Source organism: Candidatus Berkiella aquae (assembly GCF_001431295.2).
In the GTDB taxonomy this organism is placed as follows: Bacteria; Pseudomonadota; Gammaproteobacteria; order Berkiellales; family Berkiellaceae; genus Berkiella; species Berkiella aquae.
The window spans coordinates 1,086,658-1,105,396 of the sequence record NZ_LKAJ02000001.1 but is presented as its reverse complement, the minus strand read 5'-3'; the positions used below and the strand labels follow the sequence as shown (position 1 = coordinate 1,105,396).

Sequence of the window (18,739 nt, the reverse complement as noted above, 5' to 3'; positions counted from 1 at the left end):
CTTTTTTATCTTAATCACGCTGTTATAGGCTCGCCTAATAAATCAGGCGCCGCATAAACAACCGGTGCTTGTTTCTTATCTTCGAAGTTAACGATCTCATAAGCATTTTCTTCAGCTAATAAAGCACGAATTAATTTATTGTTTAAGGTATGACCTGACTTTACGCCATGGAAAGCCCCGATCAAGCCATAGCCTAATAAATATAAATCGCCGATGGCATCTAGCACTTTATGGCGAACAAATTCATCGTCATAGCGTAAACCATCTTCGTTAAGAACGCGGTATTCGTCTAAAACGATCGCATTATCTAAACTAGCACCCGACGCTAAATTTTTAGCGCGTAACCATTCAAAATCTGACAAGAATCCAAAGGTTCTAGCGCGACTTACTTGTTTGATATAAGCCATTGGAGTGAAATCAAACGTCGATTTTTGATTACTATTACGGAATACAGGATGATCAAAATTAATCGTAAAGGAAATCTTGAACCCATCAAATGGTTCAATTCGAGCCATTTTATCGCCATCTCGTACTTCAACGGCCTTCTTAATTTTCATCATGCGCTTAGGAGCATCCTGCTCTTTTATGCCAGCAGACTGAATCAAAAAGACAAACGGTCCTGAGCTACCATCCATAATAGGCACTTCAGGCGCACTTAATTCGATAATGGCATTATCAATACCCAGGCCAGCCATAGCAGACAGTAGATGCTCAACAGTCCCTATTCTGACACCATCTTTCACTAAAGTGGTGCAGAATGAAGTGTCACCAACATATTCAGGCTTAGCTGGAATCTCAACAGGAGGTTCACAGTCTACGCGTACAAATACGATGCCAGTATTCGCAGGCGCCGGGCGCAAGGTGAGGAAAACCTTTTCACCAGTATGGACTCCCACACCTGTCGCCCGTATCACATTCTTTAAAGTTCGTTGCTTTAACATGCCACCTGCTTTCCTTCAATTGAGCTATACAATGATTTATTGGGCATCATTATACATCTAATCTGCTTCTAGTCAGCTTGACGGCGTAAAAAAGCTGGGATATCAAGATAATCTAGCTCTTCAGAAGCAGTTTCTTTTGTTCGCGCTGAACCTGTCACAGGTGCATGTGTCTTCTTTATGGCACCTTGACGCATTTGACGGAAGCTTTCGCGTGATTCTTGCTCTTCAGCCCATGCTGAGCCAGCTTTATTACTTCCAAGACCTGTTGCGACTAAGGTAACGCGCAATTCATCTGTCATTTGCGGATCGATAACAGTACCGACAATCACGGTTGCGTTGTCTGAAGTAAAGTTCTTAATCGCATCGCCCACTTCTTCAAACTCTGAAATGGAAAGATCCATGCCTGCAGTTACGTTAACTAATACCCCTTTCGCGCCCGCTAGATCGATATCGTCTAATAATGGACTTGAAATGGCAGCATCCGCTGCAACGCGTGCACGATTTTCACCGCGAGCAGTCCCTGTACCCATCATTGCAATGCCCATTTCAGACATCACTGTGCGTACGTCAGCAAAGTCAACGTTGATCAAACCAGGACGAGTAATCAGTTCAGCAATACCTTGTACAGCGCCAAGTAATACGTTATTGGCTGCGCGGAAGGCATCTAATAAAGTGACGCCCTTACCTAATACAGATAATAATTTTTCATTAGGAATGGTAATTAAAGAATCGACATGTTGGCTTAAAGACCGAATGGCTTCATCGGCAATCAACATACGTTTGCGACCTTCAAAGGGAAATGGTCTTGTTACCACCGCAACCGTTAAAATACCTAATTCTTTTGCAATTTCAGCAACAACAGGCGCGCCACCAGAACCCGTACCGCCACCCATACCAGCGGTGATGAATACCATGTCAGCACCTTGTAATACTTCGCGAATGCGATCAAGGTCTTCTAAAGCAGCTTGACGCCCAATCTCTGGATTGGCGCCAGCGCCTAATCCTTTGGTTACATCGCCGCCTAATTGCAATACCGTTCGTGCAGAAGCATTACGCAAAGCTTGAGCATCGGTATTTGCACAAATAAATTCAACGCCTTCTATATCAGCGCTTACCATGTGTTCAATGGCATTGCCACCGCCACCGCCCACACCAATGACTTTAATAACGGCGGTTTGAGGATAACTATCCAGCAGTTCAAACATTTGACTCATCTTCTCTCCTTTACTGGCATTCGGTACATTATATTAATCATGACGTTGAACTAGAAATTCCCCTGAAACCAACGTTTAACTTTACCCCATATACCTGACAAACGTTGGCTAGTTACATCTAAATGACGCTCTAGCTGTTGTTGTCGACCATATAGAAGTAAGCCAATTCCTGTAGAGTAAATCGGGCTGCGTTGAACATCAACTAAGCCAGTAACATGTCTTGGTAACCCCAGACGAACTGGCATACGGAAAATATCTTCTGCTAATTCTACAACACCTGGCATTTGTGCGCTGCCACCGGTGACGACAATACCTGAGCCTATCATTTCTTCTAAGCCGTGTCTTTGTAGCTCTGCTTGAACTAAGGTAAATAACTCTTCATAACGCGGCTCAACAACTTCAGCAAGCGTCGCACGTGAAAGTTGGCGCGCTGGGCGATCAGTGCCGCCAGGAACATCAACCATTTCATCATTATTGGTTAGTTTTCTTAGTGCACAAGCATGTTTTAACTTAATGACTTCAGCATTTTGTGTTGGGGTACGTAATGCAACGGCGATATCGTTGGTAATTTGATCGCCAGCAATAGGAATCACGGCGGTATGGCGAATTGAACCATGAGTGAAAACAGCGATATCCGTTGTACCACCACCAATATCCACCAAGCAAACACCTAATTCTTTTTCATCTTCTGATAGGACGGCATAACTGGAAGCAAGTTGCTCTAAAATAATATCGTCAACTTCAAGACCACAGCGGCGGATGCATTTGATGATATTTTGCGCTGCGCTAACACTACCGGTCACCATATGCACTTTAGATTCAAGTCTAACACCTGACATACCAATCGGTTCTTTTATGCCATCTTGTGCATCGATAATAAATTGCTGTGGCAAAATATGTAGGATTTTTTGATCGGCAGGAATAGCAACTGCCTTTGCAGCATCAATCACACGATCAACATCTGCTTGGGTCACTTCATGCTCACGGATCGCTACGATACCGTGTGAATTTAAGCTTCTAATATGGCTACCCGCAATACCCGTAAAAACAGAATGAATCTGGCAACCTGCCATCAATTCTGCTTCTTCAATAGCACGTTGAATCGATTGAACCGTGGATTCAATATTAACAACCACGCCCTTTTTTAATCCTAAAGAAGGATGGGAGCCAATCCCAATCACTTCAATATTTCCCTCAGCATTAATGTCACCCACAATGGCAACAACTTTGGAGGTACCAATATCCAGTGCAACAATTAAATTTTTGTCCGGTCTTCTATTAGACATTTAACTCATGTCTCCCATTATTAAGAATCCATTTTTCCCGGCAGTGCGAACTATTGTCATTAGCATAAACCAAAATATGAATAAACCCCATGTTTATTCAGCAATAAGTACGAAATAAACACAAAATTTATTCTTTTGGTATCATTTTAATAAAATTTTGGTTAGACGCCCTTATTTCCAACCAACCGCCATTCCACTGGTATATCGCAAATCAACATAAGCCAATTGCGCTTGCTTCTGACAAAGATGCTGATCATAAACGCGAATAAATCGATTGAGTCTAGGCAAAATATCATGGGTACCCAAAACGATGGTGGTACCGTTAGATAAACGCAATTGCCATGCACCACGTGGAGCAAGCGTGATCTGCGTTATATGAAGTTGTAAAGGAGCCAACATTTTTTTCATTTCAAGATATTGTTGCCAAACGGTATTGGAACGTCCATCAGGCCCCTCAAGAAGCGGTAAATCGGGGATGGTTACGGCATATTGAGGTGTAAATAAAACCCCTTGCTCGCTTACAAGCCCCTGGTTGCCCCAATACGCAGCAGGGGTATGCTCTTCAAAGTGTATAACTAACTGATTTGGCCAAACTTTTCTAACATCAACCTGCTTTATCCAAGGTAGTGCCAATAGCTTGCTTCGGATTTTAGACACTTTAAAACGAAAAAAGCCTGATTTCATTTCAGGAATAATGATTTGATACAGCTCTGTTTGCGTCAGATGATTTCTTTCGCCCAGTAATTTCACGGAAGTCAGCGGAAAATGAATGGGATCTAAAAACCACAAGGTTGCATAACCCAATACAAAAAATAAAGACAAGCTGCCCAGACCCATTCCAAGTCGTTTCCAGATCGGGTTAGGTTGTTTTTGCCGCTTTTCAATGGCGTGCCTAATTTTTTGTCGAGAGGTTTTCTCCATAAATCATCGACACCATTTAAGTTTCAAGACCAACCAACTTCTTTGCTTGTGTAGCAACTAGCGTTGTTTCCAAAATCCTTAACACTAGCTTATCAAAATCCATTGCCGCTGCCTTTGCTGCCATTGGAACCAAACTATGCGATGTCATCCCTGGAATCGTATTGACTTCTAACACCCAAAACTTCCCTTGCGCATCTTGCATAAAATCAACACGCCCCCATCCTTGGCATCCTAGGGCACAAAAAGCTCGATAAGCGAGCTCGCGCAAAGCGCGTTCTTTGGCCATCGACAAAGGGGCCGGACAAATATATTGGGTTTCTTCCGATTCATATTTTGCTGAAAAATCGTAAAACGCTCCTGGCGTGCGGATCTCGATAGAGGGTAAAACGGTATCACCAACAATAGCAACCGTTACATTTTTTCCTTCAATCCATTTTTCAACAATGACATCACCGTATCGGTGTGCTTTCGTAAAAGCCTCGATTAAATCGCTGGGTTGATTGACGCGGGTAATGCCAATACTAGAACCTTCCGAGACTGGTTTAATACACACAGCATAACCAATTTTCTGTGCAATCTCCTGTGCTTGTTCTAGCGTTTTAGCGACACCAAAGCCTGGCGTTGGAATGTGTAAACCATGCATCACAAGTTTAGCACGCGCTTTATCCATGGCTAAAGCAGAGGCCGCAACGCCACTACCGGTAAAAGGAATGCCCAACATTTGCAGCAAACCTTGAATAACCCCATCTTCGCCTTCTCTACCATGCAAAGCAACAAAAGCCCGTTCAAATTTTCCTTCAATCAGCTTTGATGCCAACTGTTCATCAACATCAAGGCCATGCGCGTCGACGCCACTTCGTATCAATGAAGACAAGATGTTCGCACCACTCTGTAAGGAGATCTCTCGTTCAGAAGAGCGCCCTCCAAAAATCACAGCAACCTTGCCAAATTCACTCATGGTGATTAAACGAGTTTCAGAGCGTATTAATGATTTTTCTGTAAAGGTTTCATAATGATGAACTAAATTAGCCATGTTTATTCAGCATCCTTTGGTGCTTCACCCAGAATTTTTACTTCTGCTTGCAAACGAATACCAAACTTCTCTTCTACCGTTGATTCAATGGTTGCCATCAACATTTCGATATCTTGGGCTCGTGCTTTGTCACAATTAATAATAAAATTGGCATGTTTGGGTGATACCATTGCATCCCCCACACGATATCCTTTCAATTGGCAGCCTTCTATGAGTCTAGCTGCAAATTCACCAGGTGGGTTACGATAAACAGAACCACAGTTCAATGTGCCAATAGGCTGCGACTGCGAACGTTTGCGAAGTAACTCACGAATATGTTTCATTCCATCAACATTTTCACATGATTTAAAACGAAAGACGCCCTCAACAAACATCGTCCCCATGCTAGCTTGAGCATTCGCTTTCACTTCTCGATAACCAATATGGTAATCCTTCGGTGTTAATACCTGACAATCGCCTTGGCGATTCATGACGGTAACCGATTCAACCCATTCCCACGTTTCTCCCCCAAAGGCTCCCGCATTCATGGCTAACGCGCCACCCACGGTTCCTGGGATCCCTGCAAAAAATGCTGCATCTGCAAAACTTAAACGACTGCAAAAACGTGCTAATTTTGCACATGTCACGCCTGCATGCGCGACAATAGCGCCATCTTCCCGCTGATAAAGATCTTGCATCTTTCGTGTGCCAATCACAGCGCCTTTAATACCAGCATCACGGATTAAAACATTGCTACCTAATCCCAACCAAGTGACCGGCATATTTTCTGGTAAAGAACTTAGGTATTTAGATAACAACTCAATGCTCGTTGGACTATAAAAGCGCTCTGCCATGCCCCCAACATGCCAACTCGTCCAAGGGGCTAAAGATTCGTTAAAGACTTCATCAGGAAATAAAGAAGCAGTGCTCACCATGTGCCTTATTCCGCTTTAGGAGTCATATTGAGAATGTTGGACTCAGCCACCTTCGTCAGCCTTAACTGTTGTGTACCAACTAATTCCACAGCAGCAGAACCAATATTGCCAGCCCCTTGCAAGAACAAGATATCATCTGCCATTAAGACGTTATCTAATACTTCTCTTAATTGTTGAACCGATTGTACAAAAATAGGATCCACGCTACCGCGCTGTCTGATAGAACGACATAAGGTGCGACTATCAGCACCCGCAATAGGCTCTTCGCCAGCCGCATACACTTCTAATAATACTAAGACATCAACGCCCGACAATACATCCGTAAAATCTTCAAATAACATACTCGTACGGGTATAACGATGGGGTTGGAAAGCCATCACTAAACGCTTATCAGGCCAAGCAGCACGCGCTGCTTCAATGGTTACACGAACTTCTTGTGGATGATGACCATAATCTTCAATGACTAACGCATGACCTTTAGGTGATAAATATTCTCCATGAATATGAAACCGTCGGCCAATTCCAGCAAACTCGGTTAATGATTGGCAAATCGCACTGTCATTAACGCCTTCTTCTGTGGCAACCGCAATCGCCGCTAACGCATTTAAAACATTGTGCTTACCGGGTAGATTTAATTGAATATCTAAAGTAGGACGATTAGGACGATGCACTTTAAAATAACATTGTGTGCCTTTTTGCACATAATCTGTCGCACGATAATCGGCTTTTTCATGAAAACCATACGTTAACAAAGGTCTTGCAACCTGTGGCAAAATAGATTGTGTAATAGGACAATCAATACAGACCGCAGCATATCCATAAAAAGGCAAATTATGTAAAAATTGAATAAATGTTTCTTTCAATTTTGAGAAATCATTATCATAAGTACCTAAATGATCGGTATCAATATTAGTAACAATCGCTACCATCGGATGCAAATGTAAAAAAGAAGCATCGCTTTCATCTGCCTCTGCCACTAAATAACGACTAGCCCCTAAACGAGCATTGGTATCAGCGCTATTTAATTTGCCACCTATAACGAAAGTGGGATCAAGCCCACCTTGCGCTAAGATGCTTGAAATAAGGCTGGTCGTGGTGGTCTTACCATGCGTTCCAGCTACGGCAATACCATAACGAAAACGCATTAACTCAGCCAACATTGCAGCTCGCGCAACAATCGGTATACGTAATTCTCGAGCTTTAATGATTTCAGGGTTGTTTTCTTGGATAGCGCTTGAAACCACCACAACATCCGCACCGCTCACATTTTCTGCTGCATGGGTATGAAAAACATGCGCACCTAATTTTTCTAAGCGAGTAGTAACTTGATTGCGTGCCGGATCAGAACCTGTAATACGATAATCTTGGTTCAGTAGCACCTCGGCAATACCACTCATGCCAACGCCACCAATTCCAACAAAATGAATCGTTTTAATGCGCCGCATCTCGGGTATGCTAAAAGGATTATTCTTATGGTTCACAACTAACCTCTAAACATTGTTCTGCTACAATAGTCGTTGCCAATGGTTTGGCTAACGCATGACTTGCCATGGCCATGCCAAGGCGTTTATCTGGATTGATAATAAGATCTAACAATAATTCATGTAATTTATTGGGTGTTAATTCCGATTGCGCCAGCAAAAAAGCAGCACCGTGATCACTTAAATATTTCGCATTGTGAGTCTGATGATCATCAACCGCAAAAGGAAATGGAATTAAAATACTGGGAAGCCCTACGGCGGATATTTCTGCGATCGTCAACGCACCTGCTCGACAAATCACAATATCGGCCCAAGCATAAGCTTCTTGCATGTCTTGAATAAAATCAGAAACTTGCGCTATCACTTGACAATCGGTATAGGCTTTTTGCGTCGTTGCTAAATTATTTTTTCCTGTCTGATGCCAAATCTGCGGGCATTGATCTTGTGGTAATAAAGCAAAAGCCTGCGGCAGCACTTCATTCAATTTAGTGGCGCCTTGTGAGCCGCCTAATACGAGCACGCGCACAGGCGTTTGTCGTAATTTTAATCGCTCTTTAGGTGGTAAAATATTGAGAATATCTTGTCTAACCGGATTACCCGTTTCGATAATTTTATCGAGATGCTTTTTAAAAGCATTGGGGAAGGCAACCATAATACGTTTAGCAAAATTGGCTAAGACCCGATTGGTCCACCCTGCAATGGCATTTTGTTCATGCAACACAATAGGGCAACGTCTAAGCCAGGCCGCAATGGCACCAGGCCCTGAAACATACCCTCCCATGCACAATACCGCATCTGGCTTTACGGATGCTAACACACGATAAGATTGCACAATCGCTTTACATATTCGAAAAGGAGCTTGCAACAACGTGATTATTTTCTTGCCACGAATGCCTTGGATATCAATAAAGGAGATAGGAAGATCTTCTTGCGGAACAAGCCTTGCTTCAATCCCAGCTCGGGTTCCAAGCCAATGTACTTGATGTCCTTGTTGGCGAAGATGCCTTGCAACCGCTAAAGCAGGCATCACATGTCCTCCGGTTCCGCCCGCGAGGATCATTACTTTCATCTTATTTTCTATAGCGCCCAATGGTAGTCTCCCGGCTAGCGGCTAAACGATTTTCATAATCAACCCGCACGACTAACCCAACCGCAATGCAAATAATGAGCACGCTCGATCCACCATAACTTAAAAAGGGAAGCGTTAAACCTTTGGTCGGTAATACGCCAGTATTGACACCAATATTAATTAAAGTTTGCAGACCAACCCAAAGGCTAATACCGTAGCTCACAAATGCAGCAAAGCGATCGCCGCGTTTTTCAGCATTCAAACCAATTATCATACCACGCCAAACAAATAGGATATACAAACCAATCGTACCAAGCGCCCCTACTAAGCCGAGTTCTTCTGCCAAAACGGCGAAAATAAAGTCGGTATGTGATTCAGGTAGATAAAATAATTTTTGGATACTACTTCCTAAACCAACCCCAAACCATTCACCTCGACCAAAGGCAATTAATGCTTGTGTTAGCTGGTAACCGCTATCAAATTGTACTGCCCAAGGATCTAAAAAGGAGGTTAACCGTTGTAATCGATAAGGCGCAGATACAGCAACAACCCCCAAGGTTAATGCCACCATGATCAGTAATACCATAAATTGCCAAAGCGGCACACCCGCTAAAAAAAGCATTGCTAAGGCGGTCGAGAGAATCACTACCGTCGCCCCGAAATCAGGCTCTAATACCAATAATGCTCCCACTAACGAAAGCAACATCATGGGGCGAATAAAACCGGATACTTTACTTTTGAGATCTTGATTATGACGTACGACATAACTTGCCATGTAAAGTACAACGGCTAATTTACAAAATTCAGAGACTTGGATAGCCGTAAAGCCCAAATTAATCCAACGGGCACTCCCATTGACCACGCGTCCAATTCCTGGAATTAAGACTAAAACCAGCGTGATTAATGCCACTACCATCACAAGGCCCGAAAGACGAAACCATAATTTAGTCGGCATGCAAGCGACAACCGCAGCACCTGCAATGCCAATCAGCATACAAAATCCTTGGTGAACGGTATAGTAAAATGGAAAACCTAAACGACGTTCAGCAACCACAATGGAAGATGATGTCACCATAATGATTCCTAATGCCAGCAACGCGACAACCGTTCCTAAAAATAAGGGATCATGTTTATTGAGAATGGTTTTAGTGGGTGTTCGTATCAAGGTGCAAAATCCTTTTCACGGCCTCTACAAAAGTTTCGCCTCTATGCGCAAAATCACGATATTGATCGAGGCTCGAGCAAGCGGGTGATAATAAGACAACATCACCTGCCCTAGCAGTCATTGACGCTATTTGAACAGCCTCTTGCATATCATGCGCAACGTGTGTTTCAACTTTCGCTGCTAAAGCTTGTTGAATCAGTGGGGTATCTTTGCCCATCACAATAATCTGTCGACAAAACTGGGTAACCATGGGGGCCAAATCATTAAAATCCGCTCCCTTCCCATCGCCTCCGAGTAACAACACAATCTTACCTGTTAACTGCTTTCCAATCCCTTCTAACGCAGCTTGGCAAGCACCAATATTCGTTCCTTTGGAATCATTGACCCATTGTATCTCATTGACACAGGCAACGGATTGACAACGATGTGCCAAACCTGAAAAAGTTTGTAATGTTTGCAACATGCTATCCATTGGCAAACCCGCAGCACTGCCCAAAGCCAAAGCGCTTAATGCATTGGCAAAATTATGTTGTCCAAACATTTTCATTTTGGAAGTAGGCAACAATAAGGTTTCACCTTGCGCTAACCAACACGTTCCTTCTTGCCAGCATAGCCCCCATTCCTCTTTAGAAGGCACACTTAACGTAAAATAATGACGTTTTACGTCAGCTCCTAAAGTAGGACTCATTGATAAAAGATCTTGCTGATTGATAATGGCGTGTTGTGCTTCATGATAGATTCGATGTTTTGCTGCCGCATAATCTGCAAAGCTTGCATATCGGTCTAAATGATCTGGCGTAATATTCAATACGGTTGCCGCAATGGGTCGTAAGGAATACGTTGTTTCTAATTGAAAACTAGAAAGTTCCATGACAACAAGATCATAATCATTTTCCTGCGATAACACATCTAATACGGGTGTACCAATATTACCCACCACAGCGACTTTCCTGCCTGCTGCTTTGGCCATTTCACCGACTAATGTCGTTACCGTACTTTTGCCATTTGCACCGGTAATCGCAATAATCGGTGCTTGGTTATGGCGTGCAAAGAGTTCAATATCGCCAATGATATCAACCCCATGTGCTTTTGCGGTTGCAATAGCAGGCGTTGTCACAGCAACCCCTGGGCTAACCACTAAGCATTTGGCTTCATTCAATAATGTTTGCGGCCATGATTTGCCGGTATAAACGGCAACATCAGGATAAGTTTGACGAAACATTTCCAAATTCGGCGGATTCTCTCTTGAATCCATCACCACAAAAGGAAGCTGATGGCGGCTTAAAAAGCGCGCGCAGGAAAGTCCTGTGATACCAAGACCAATGACAATATGTTGTTCTGTCTTTTTCATTAACGTAATTTCAAGGTTGATAAGCCAATTAATACTAAAACAACGGTCATGATCCAAAAACGAACGATAACCTTCGGTTCAGGCCATCCTTTTAACTCAAAGTGATGGTGAATGGGCGCCATGCGGAAAATACGTTGGCCTGTTAATTTAAAAGAAGCGACTTGTAAAATAACAGATACCGTTTCCATAACAAAAACGCCTCCCATAATAAACAAGGCAACTTCTTGACGCACCACGACCGCAATAATTCCTAAAGCAGCGCCAAGTGCTAAAGAACCCACATCGCCCATAAAGACTTGTGCCGGATAGGCATTAAACCATAAAAAGCCTAAACCAGCTCCCATTAAAGCCGCACAAAAAACGCATAGCTCACCAACGCCATTCACATGAGGGATAGCAAGATAATTAGCAAATTCTGCATGTCCTGCTAAGTAGGCAAATATACCTAAGGCACCGCCAACCAAAACAGTGGGTAAAATAGCCAAACCATCTAAACCATCGGTCAAATTGACCGCATTACTTGCACCAACAATGACAAAATAAGAAAACACGACATAAAACAACCCTAACGGAATTAATGCATTTTTAAAAAAGGGTAATGCCAGCTGTGTTTCTGCCGGTGTGACGGCTGTGGCATAAAGATAGCCAACCGCAACTAACCCCACCAGGGATTGATAAAAGTACTTCCAGCGACCTGGCAAACCTTTGGTATTTTTACGAATGACTTTGCGATAATCATCAACCCACCCGATTAAACCAAAACTGAGCGTTACCAGAAGAACGACCCAGAAATAGCGATTGGTTAAATCACCCCATAAAAGGCAAGCGACACTGATAGCAATTAAAATCATAGCCCCACCCATTGTTGGGGTGCCTGCTTTACTATAGTGGGATTGCGGACCTTCCGTGCGAACCTGTTGCCCCATTTGATGCTGGCGTAACCAGTTAATCATGTGAGGACCAAACCATAAAGAAAACCCTAACGCAGTTAAGGCTGATAATATGGTGCGCAATGTCAAGTAATCAAAAACATGAAATATGCGATAATATTGTGATAAATAGTGTGTCAACCAAAGTAACATCGTTAATCCTCATGGTAGGCCAAAGCATGGGTGACGACTTCCATTCCCGAACTGCGTGATCCCTTTACTAAAACAATTGTTTGATCTGTTAATTGTCTTTTTAACTCATCGACTAATACATTTTTGTCAGAATAGCTTTTTGCACCTTTGCCAAAAGCCTTAACAGCATGCTGACTTAATTTACCAACCGCAAATAATGACTCAATGCCTTTTTGCTTAGCACTCTCGCCAATTTGTTCATGATAACGCTGCGCATCATCTCCTAATTCCGCCATATCTCCCATGACGAATAATTTTTTCCCTTGGCAACCTGCTAACACGTCTAAAGCAGCATGCATCGAACCGGGATTCGCATTGTAGCTGTCGTCGATAATCCAAGCGCCATTCATGCCTTTGAGACGTCTTAAACGACCAGGAACGCCTTGAAAGGTTTCAAGGCCTTTTACGATATTGGATAAGGAAATCCCCAGTGCCAATCCTGCTGCTGCACACGCTAGGGCATTCATTACCGTATGTTGGCCTGGAATACCAATCGTTACGGTTTGGTGCGCATTGCCAAGATATAAATCAAATCTCACTTCAAAAGGAAGCAATTCAATATTTTTAGCAAAAACATCTGCAGGGTTCTTTAATCCAAACGTAATCACTTTTCGGTCGCGAATAAGCTTGCGCCATTGATCACTAAATTTCTCATCAACATTTAAAACGGCAACACCCTCTTCAGGTAAAATTTCATAGATTTCACCTTTGGCTTTGGCAACGCCTTCTAAGGAACCAAAACCTAACAAATGGGCCGGCATAACATTGGTGATCAATGTCACATTTGGTTTTGCTATTTTCCCAAGATATTGAATTTCACCGGCCCCGCTTGCTCCCATTTCAATCACGGCATATTGATAGGTTTCATCTAAACGCAATAATGTTAAGGGTAAGCCAATGTGGTTATTAAAATTGCCTTTGGTTGCTAAGGTTTTTCCCTGCTGTTGGCAGATTGACTCCATCATGCCCTTAACGGTTGTTTTACCGCAGCTGCCTGTTATTCCAACCGTTGCAAGCGCAAAACGATCTCGCCAAAACGCACCTAAGGCACCCAAAGCTTGCGTGGTATCTTTTACAACCAAAAAGGTAACGCTTTTTTCTAACGCTGTTTGCGGTTCTTTGGCAGCAATAACTGCTTTTGCGCCTTGTTTTAACGCACTCTCAATAAAATCATGTCCATCAAAATTTTCGCCGTGAAGTGCTATAAACAATTCACCGCCAGTTATTTTACGGCTATCAATAGCGATGTTCGGCATATCCATGTCCGGCCCATAGTGCTTCGCAGATAATGCCTTAGCTATGACGGATAACTTCATGTATTTTCTTCTCCTAAAATTTCGCTGGCACATTTTGCATCACTAAAGGGGATCGTTTCATGACCAATAATCTGATAATTTTCATGCCCTTTGCCAGCAATTAAAATCGTATCGATCGCTAACGCGTGTTTAATCGCATACTCGATGGCACTCTTACGATCGATTTCTTGAACTGCATTTTCACGCTGCTGTGTCGTTAACCCTTGCCAAATATCATCGATAATCGCAAACGGTTCTTCCGTTCGGGGATTATCACTGGTCACCACCACACGATCAGCATATTGAGCCGCAATATGGCCCATTTTTGCTCGTTTATCTTTATCTCTATCGCCACCACAACCAAAAACACACCACAAGCGACGTTCACAATGATCTCTTGCCGCTTTGAGTGCTTTTTCTAACGCATCAGGCGTATGAGCATAATCAATAATGATTTGCGGTGTACGAATACCACCAATGCGTTGCATGCGCCCTGGTGGACACATGGCAAAGCTAAGCGCATGTAAAGATTCTTCTAATGTGAATCCTTGCAAGCAAAGCTCAGCCAAGACACCTAATAAATTACTCAGATTGAATTCTCCAAGCAACGAGGAACGCAATACGCCCTCGCCCCAAGGCGTATCTAGTTTTGCAATAATGCCTTTATGATTTTGTGTTAATGACTTCACACAAATGGTTAATGTATTTTTAAAAGCAATAGCATTCATTGTGTTTTGCAAGGTATAGCTTGCAACGGGAATTTGACGCGAAATCGCCCGTAGCATTTTATCCGCATAAGGCGAATCGGCATTGATAACTGCTCGAGTCAAACTGGGAAATTGAAATAGTTTTTGTTTGGCTTTCCCATAAGCTTCCATGGTGCCATGATAATCTAGGTGATCTTGCGTTAAGTTGGTAAATAAAGCACTTTTAATTTCTAAAGAATTGACGCGGTTTTGCATCAGCCCATGCGAGGAAACCTCCATCGCCACTGCTTTAGCACTTTTGTTTTTCAGTTCGTATAAATATTTTTGTAAAGAAATAGCATCCGGTGTCGTCAAGGCACAATCGGTGAGTTCAGGAATAAAACCATATCCCAATGTCCCCATCACAGCACAGGGTTTGCGCAAACGCGTTAAAGCCTGCGCTAACACATAAGTCGAGGTGGTTTTACCATTGGTACCTGTGACACCAATCACATCAAGTTCTTGACTTGGGTCAGCATAAAAACGTTTTGCTAATTTCCCAAGAAAACTTTCTAAATTTGTCACGGGGATAATAGGAATAGAATATGCTGTTTTAGGTAAGAAGGTCTCCAGCCCTTGCGCTTCGCATAAAATCGCACTAGCGCCTTGAGATATTGCTTCTGATAAATAAGCACGACCATCAAAATGCAGACCTTTGATAGCAATAAATAAATCACCGGGTTTTAAATGTCGAGTATTGAGTGTTAATCCACCAATCAATATGTTATCGTCATCGCACTTAACCCAGCCTTGTAACAATTCTGTTAATTTCATCTTGTTTGCCATCATTAACTTTGCACATAACTGTGTGGTGGAATTTGCAACATACGCAGTGCACCAAACATCACATTGGCGAATACCGGCGCTGCCACTTCACCACCATAATACCGCCCAGACTTTGGATCATCGACCATCACGACAATCGCTACTTTAGGATCCTCAACCGGCGCAAACCCTGCAAAAACAGCGACATGACTATCATCAGAGTAACCATGCTGACTTACCTTCCTTACTGTGCCGGTCTTACCAGCAACATGGTAGCCTGGCACCCGTGCGCGGTAACCTGTCCCCTCGGTAATGGAAGATTGTAACATTTTATTCACAGCTTGAGCGATATGTGGCTCAAATACCTGCTCTTCGCTGACTCGGCTTGGATCTATTTTGACAAACGAAACGGGGTGTTTACGTCCCCCATCAGCTAAGACCGCATACGCTTGAGCCAGCTGTAAAGGGGTGACTGAAATACCATAGCCAAAAGAAACGGTGGCTAAGACAAAAGGATTATGGGTTACTTTGGCAGAAAGATACCCTGAGCTTTCCCCCGGAAATCCACTGGTAGTACGCTGGCCAAAACCGACCTTGCGCAGCGTTTCATAAAGGGTTTGTGGTGGTAATTCTAAAGTCAGTTTAGCAATACCCACATTGCTTGATTTTTGAATCACATGACTTAAATCTAATACCCCATAATTTTTACCATCACGTACGACTTTACCGGATACTCTCATCCATCCCGGATTCGTGTCGACTTCGGTATAAGAATCATATTTGCCACTTGCTAAAATATTAGCAACACTAAAACTTTTCAAAACAGAGCCAGGTTCAAATTGATCGGTCACCGCACGATTACGAAAACGATGATCGACAGTTTGATAATGCATATTAGGGTTAAAAGAAGGCTGATTGGCCATCGCTAAAACTTCACCGGTTTTAACATCTAAAACCACGATAGAACCGCCTATTGCATCGTGCTTTTTTACCGCTGCCAGTAATTCACGATAAGCTAAATATTGAATACGGTTATCAATACTTAACACAACATCCTGGCCGCTAATGACTTGTTTTTTACCTGCAACGCTTTCAACTTTTTGACCCACCGCATCTTTTAAAACCCGATAATGTCCACTTTCGCCAGCTAACAGTTCGTTAAAACCCAGTTCTAAGCCTTGTGCACCGTTATGATCAACATCGGTGGTACCAATAATATGCGCAGAAACTTCACCGGTTGGATAAAAACGTTGGTATTCTGTTTGTAAATGAACACCAGGAATATTTAAAGCTTCAATTTTTTTGCCTAACATGGGAGAAATATGCCGCTTAAGATAGACAAACTGTTTATCTTTTTTTTGCACAATTTTTTGCGTGATATGGGCAGGATTCATCTCTAACAAGTGAGCCAATTTACCCCAATCAGGATGCTCGACATTGGCTTTAGTGGGAACAACCCAGACCGATTTGACAGGCGTACTAATCGCTAAAGGCTCACCACGACGATCGGTTATCAACCCGCGCTTGGCCATCAAAGGAACCGTCCGAATCGTGCGAGCATCTCCTTGGCTTTGCAAATAGTGTTTATCAATGATTTGTAACATGACCAAACGCCAAAGCAATAGTCCTATCCCTGCTAAACCAAGCAGCATTAAGGACCATTGACGTAAGCGATATTCATGGCCTGTTGTCAGTTTCATTCCTTGATCACCACGACTTCCCTGGGTTCAGGTAAGTGCATTTGTAGACGTTCTCTCGCTACATGTTCAACTCGAGCGTCAGCTGCCCATGTCCCTTGTTCTAGCAGGAGTTGACTCCATTCAACCTGCAAAGATTCTATGTCTTGTTGTAAATTTTGTAACTTTGTAAACAATTGACGACTTTGATGTTTGCAATACACAACACCGATTGCGGATGAAAACACCAGCGTACTGATAACGGCTATTGAGAGTTGTTTTATCCACTCTACCCGATTTTTTTGCATGAGCTGCTTTCCCTGCATTAACTCATTAAGGCTTTTTCGGCTACTCGTAACGTGGCACTACGGGCACGTTGATTACGTTCTAATTCCTCTTCTTGCGGTCGTTGTCTTTTGACGACCCACTTAAAAGGTGCTTGCAAATCTTTTTCAGGAATTGCAATGCCCTTTGGTAATTGAACTTTGGATATTCGACGAAAAAACTGCTTAATTTTTCGATCTTCTAATGAATGAAAACTAATAACGGCTAATCTACCTTGATAGGCAAGTAGCTCCTGACAATTATTTAATGCTTCATCAATCGCCTGCATTTCCTGATTAATAAAAATACGGATTGCTTGAAAAGTTTTGGTAGCAGGATGTTTTTGATGTTTTTTAACAAACACGCACTCTGCCACTAAACTTGCTAATTGTTTTGTGGTTTCAATAGGGGTTTGGGTGCGAGTCGTGCAAATCTTGTGCGCGATTTTTTTAGCAAATGACTCTTCACCATATTCATAAAGTACTTTAGTAATATCTTCAGCAGCTGCATGTTTTAACCATTCACTGGCTGAAATACCACGCGTTGGATCCATCCGCATATCAAGTGGGCCATCGCGCATAAAGCTAAAACCGCGTTCACCGACATCAAGCTGCGGTGAAGAAACCCCTAAATCGAGTAAAATACCATCAATTTTGCCAACAAGATTTTGCGCTTTTACAATGCGCCATAGTTCGCTAAAACACGCATGATGACACTCTAAACGTTCATCTTGGATATGTTCTTTCGCATGCGCAATGGCATCAGGATCTTTATCGAGTACTAACAACCGACCTTTTGGACCCAGCTGCGATAAAATAACTTGGCTATGGCCCCCTCGGCCAAAAGTACCATCGATATAAATCCCATCAGGTTTAATTTGTAAAGCGGTAATGACCTCGTCTAGCATGACGGGATAATGTGTGATTGCGGTCATAATGATATTGTTAACAGACTATTTGGCAAGGCTTGCTTGTCGTCTGCTCCTTGTATCCAACGGTCTCGCGAAACGTTCCACTCGTTCGCATCCCATAATTCAAATTTTCGGCCCTGTCCTATCAAAACAACCTCTTTTTGCAGTCTGGCATAGCTACGCAATGGAGGAGGGACAAGAAGCCGACCATGACTATCAATTTGTGATTCTGTTGCATGCCCAATTAATAACCGCTGCACGCGTCTTGCTGCTTTATCAAAACTCGGTAATGCTTCGATTTGTTTTTCGATTTGTTCCCAAGCTTGTATGGGATAAATGAGAAGGCAACATTCTTCAGTATCAATCGTGGTAACACATTGACCCTGTGATTCTATTTGGAGTAGATCTCGATAGCGAGCTGGGATAGCAATCCGCCCCTTATCATCAAGTGATAGTTCACTAACTCCCCTAAACATGGTGACATGAACTCCAAGCTAGCCCACTTTTACCCACAATGATCCACTTAA

At 42.8% G+C, this 18,739-nt stretch carries 17 protein-coding genes; all 17 read right to left on the bottom strand.

Annotated elements, in window-relative coordinates:
* Positions 1-14: 14 nt before the first annotated feature.
* Positions 15-941 (bottom strand): UDP-3-O-acyl-N-acetylglucosamine deacetylase, encoded by a 927-nt coding sequence (lpxC, locus tag HT99x_RS05195; RefSeq protein WP_075067328.1) that lies wholly within the window; start codon positions 939-941, stop codon positions 15-17.
* 68 nt (positions 942-1,009) lie between these two features.
* Entirely contained in the window at positions 1,010-2,146 is a 1,137-nt protein-coding gene (ftsZ, locus tag HT99x_RS05190; RefSeq protein WP_075067360.1) for a cell division protein FtsZ, read from the bottom strand.
* Positions 2,147-2,205: 59 nt separating this feature from the next.
* A complete protein-coding gene (gene ftsA, locus HT99x_RS05185; RefSeq protein ID WP_075067327.1) occupies positions 2,206-3,441 on the bottom strand; it encodes a cell division protein FtsA in 1,236 nt (411 codons plus the stop codon).
* A gap of 171 nt (positions 3,442-3,612) precedes the next feature.
* Complete coding sequence (locus HT99x_RS05180) at positions 3,613-4,362, bottom strand: cell division protein FtsQ/DivIB (protein WP_075067326.1); 750 nt, start codon at positions 4,360-4,362, stop codon at positions 3,613-3,615.
* 16 nt (positions 4,363-4,378) lie between these two features.
* A complete protein-coding gene (locus HT99x_RS05175) occupies positions 4,379-5,320 on the bottom strand; it encodes a D-alanine--D-alanine ligase (protein ID WP_075067359.1) in 942 nt (313 codons plus the stop codon).
* A gap of 77 nt (positions 5,321-5,397) precedes the next feature.
* Positions 5,398-6,309 (bottom strand): UDP-N-acetylmuramate dehydrogenase, encoded by a 912-nt coding sequence (murB, locus tag HT99x_RS05170; protein ID WP_075067325.1) that lies wholly within the window; start codon positions 6,307-6,309, stop codon positions 5,398-5,400.
* 5 nt (positions 6,310-6,314) lie between these two features.
* A complete protein-coding gene (gene murC / locus HT99x_RS05165; RefSeq protein WP_075067358.1) occupies positions 6,315-7,754 on the bottom strand; it encodes a UDP-N-acetylmuramate--L-alanine ligase in 1,440 nt (479 codons plus the stop codon).
* Between the two features lie 25 nt (positions 7,755-7,779).
* Positions 7,780-8,859: an undecaprenyldiphospho-muramoylpentapeptide beta-N-acetylglucosaminyltransferase gene (gene murG, locus HT99x_RS05160; RefSeq protein WP_075067324.1), complete on the bottom strand. Its 1,080-nt coding sequence runs from the start codon at positions 8,857-8,859 to the stop codon at positions 7,780-7,782.
* Between the two features lies 1 nt (position 8,860).
* Positions 8,861-10,024, bottom strand: a complete 1,164-nt coding sequence (gene ftsW / locus HT99x_RS05155; RefSeq protein ID WP_083482970.1) for a putative lipid II flippase FtsW — start codon at positions 10,022-10,024, stop codon at positions 8,861-8,863.
* Positions 10,005-11,375, bottom strand: coding sequence for a UDP-N-acetylmuramoyl-L-alanine--D-glutamate ligase (gene murD / locus HT99x_RS05150; protein ID WP_075067323.1), 1,371 nt, complete (start codon positions 11,373-11,375; stop codon positions 10,005-10,007). The genes ftsW and murD overlap by 20 nt, the downstream gene beginning before the upstream one ends.
* The gene (mraY, locus tag HT99x_RS05145; protein ID WP_075067322.1) at positions 11,375-12,457 is read right to left on the bottom strand and encodes a phospho-N-acetylmuramoyl-pentapeptide-transferase; all 1,083 of its coding nucleotides are present in this window, start codon (positions 12,455-12,457) and stop codon (positions 11,375-11,377) included. Before mraY ends, murD begins: the two co-directional genes overlap by 1 nt.
* Before the next feature lie 2 nt (positions 12,458-12,459).
* Positions 12,460-13,812, bottom strand: coding sequence for a UDP-N-acetylmuramoyl-tripeptide--D-alanyl-D-alanine ligase (locus HT99x_RS05140; protein WP_075067321.1), 1,353 nt, complete (start codon positions 13,810-13,812; stop codon positions 12,460-12,462).
* The gene (locus tag HT99x_RS05135) at positions 13,809-15,311 is read right to left on the bottom strand and encodes a UDP-N-acetylmuramoyl-L-alanyl-D-glutamate--2,6-diaminopimelate ligase (protein ID WP_075067356.1); all 1,503 of its coding nucleotides are present in this window, start codon (positions 15,309-15,311) and stop codon (positions 13,809-13,811) included. Before HT99x_RS05135 ends, HT99x_RS05140 begins: the two co-directional genes overlap by 4 nt.
* A gap of 14 nt (positions 15,312-15,325) precedes the next feature.
* Positions 15,326-17,002, bottom strand: a complete 1,677-nt coding sequence (locus HT99x_RS05130) for a penicillin-binding transpeptidase domain-containing protein (protein WP_075067320.1) — start codon at positions 17,000-17,002, stop codon at positions 15,326-15,328.
* Positions 16,999-17,286: a cell division protein FtsL gene (ftsL, locus tag HT99x_RS05125; RefSeq protein WP_083482971.1), complete on the bottom strand. Its 288-nt coding sequence runs from the start codon at positions 17,284-17,286 to the stop codon at positions 16,999-17,001. The genes HT99x_RS05130 and ftsL overlap by 4 nt, the downstream gene beginning before the upstream one ends.
* 17 nt (positions 17,287-17,303) lie before the next feature.
* Entirely contained in the window at positions 17,304-18,236 is a 933-nt protein-coding gene (gene rsmH / locus HT99x_RS05120) for a 16S rRNA (cytosine(1402)-N(4))-methyltransferase RsmH (RefSeq protein WP_075067319.1), read from the bottom strand.
* Positions 18,233-18,688, bottom strand: coding sequence for a division/cell wall cluster transcriptional repressor MraZ (mraZ, locus tag HT99x_RS05115; protein ID WP_075067318.1), 456 nt, complete (start codon positions 18,686-18,688; stop codon positions 18,233-18,235). Before mraZ ends, rsmH begins: the two co-directional genes overlap by 4 nt.
* Between the last annotated feature and the right edge of the window lie 51 nt (positions 18,689-18,739).

Excerpts from the sequence above, each read along its gene's own strand:
- HT99x_RS05175 (WP_075067359.1), bottom strand. The coding sequence starts at position 5,320 with ATGAGTGAATTTGGCAAGGTTGCTGTGATTTTTGGAGGGCGCTCTTCT.
- mraY (WP_075067322.1), bottom strand. The coding sequence starts at position 12,457 with ATGTTACTTTGGTTGACACACTATTTATCACAATATTATCGCATATTT.
- lpxC (WP_075067328.1), bottom strand. The coding sequence starts at position 941 with ATGTTAAAGCAACGAACTTTAAAGAATGTGATACGGGCGACAGGTGTG.
- ftsA (WP_075067327.1), bottom strand. The coding sequence starts at position 3,441 with ATGTCTAATAGAAGACCGGACAAAAATTTAATTGTTGCACTGGATATT.
- ftsL (WP_083482971.1), bottom strand. The coding sequence starts at position 17,286 with ATGCAAAAAAATCGGGTAGAGTGGATAAAACAACTCTCAATAGCCGTT.
- murC (WP_075067358.1), bottom strand. The coding sequence starts at position 7,754 with ATGCGGCGCATTAAAACGATTCATTTTGTTGGAATTGGTGGCGTTGGC.
- murD (WP_075067323.1), bottom strand. The coding sequence starts at position 11,375 with ATGAAAAAGACAGAACAACATATTGTCATTGGTCTTGGTATCACAGGA.
- murB (WP_075067325.1), bottom strand. The coding sequence starts at position 6,309 with ATGGTGAGCACTGCTTCTTTATTTCCTGATGAAGTCTTTAACGAATCT.
- HT99x_RS05135 (WP_075067356.1), bottom strand. The coding sequence starts at position 15,311 with ATGAAATTAACAGAATTGTTACAAGGCTGGGTTAAGTGCGATGACGAT.
- HT99x_RS05180 (WP_075067326.1), bottom strand. The coding sequence starts at position 4,362 with ATGGAGAAAACCTCTCGACAAAAAATTAGGCACGCCATTGAAAAGCGG.
- ftsZ (WP_075067360.1), bottom strand. The coding sequence starts at position 2,146 with ATGTTTGAACTGCTGGATAGTTATCCTCAAACCGCCGTTATTAAAGTC.
- HT99x_RS05130 (WP_075067320.1), bottom strand. The coding sequence starts at position 17,002 with ATGAAACTGACAACAGGCCATGAATATCGCTTACGTCAATGGTCCTTA.
- rsmH (WP_075067319.1), bottom strand. The coding sequence starts at position 18,236 with ATGACCGCAATCACACATTATCCCGTCATGCTAGACGAGGTCATTACC.
- murG (WP_075067324.1), bottom strand. The coding sequence starts at position 8,859 with ATGAAAGTAATGATCCTCGCGGGCGGAACCGGAGGACATGTGATGCCT.
- HT99x_RS05140 (WP_075067321.1), bottom strand. The coding sequence starts at position 13,812 with ATGAAGTTATCCGTCATAGCTAAGGCATTATCTGCGAAGCACTATGGG.
- mraZ (WP_075067318.1), bottom strand. The coding sequence starts at position 18,688 with ATGTTTAGGGGAGTTAGTGAACTATCACTTGATGATAAGGGGCGGATT.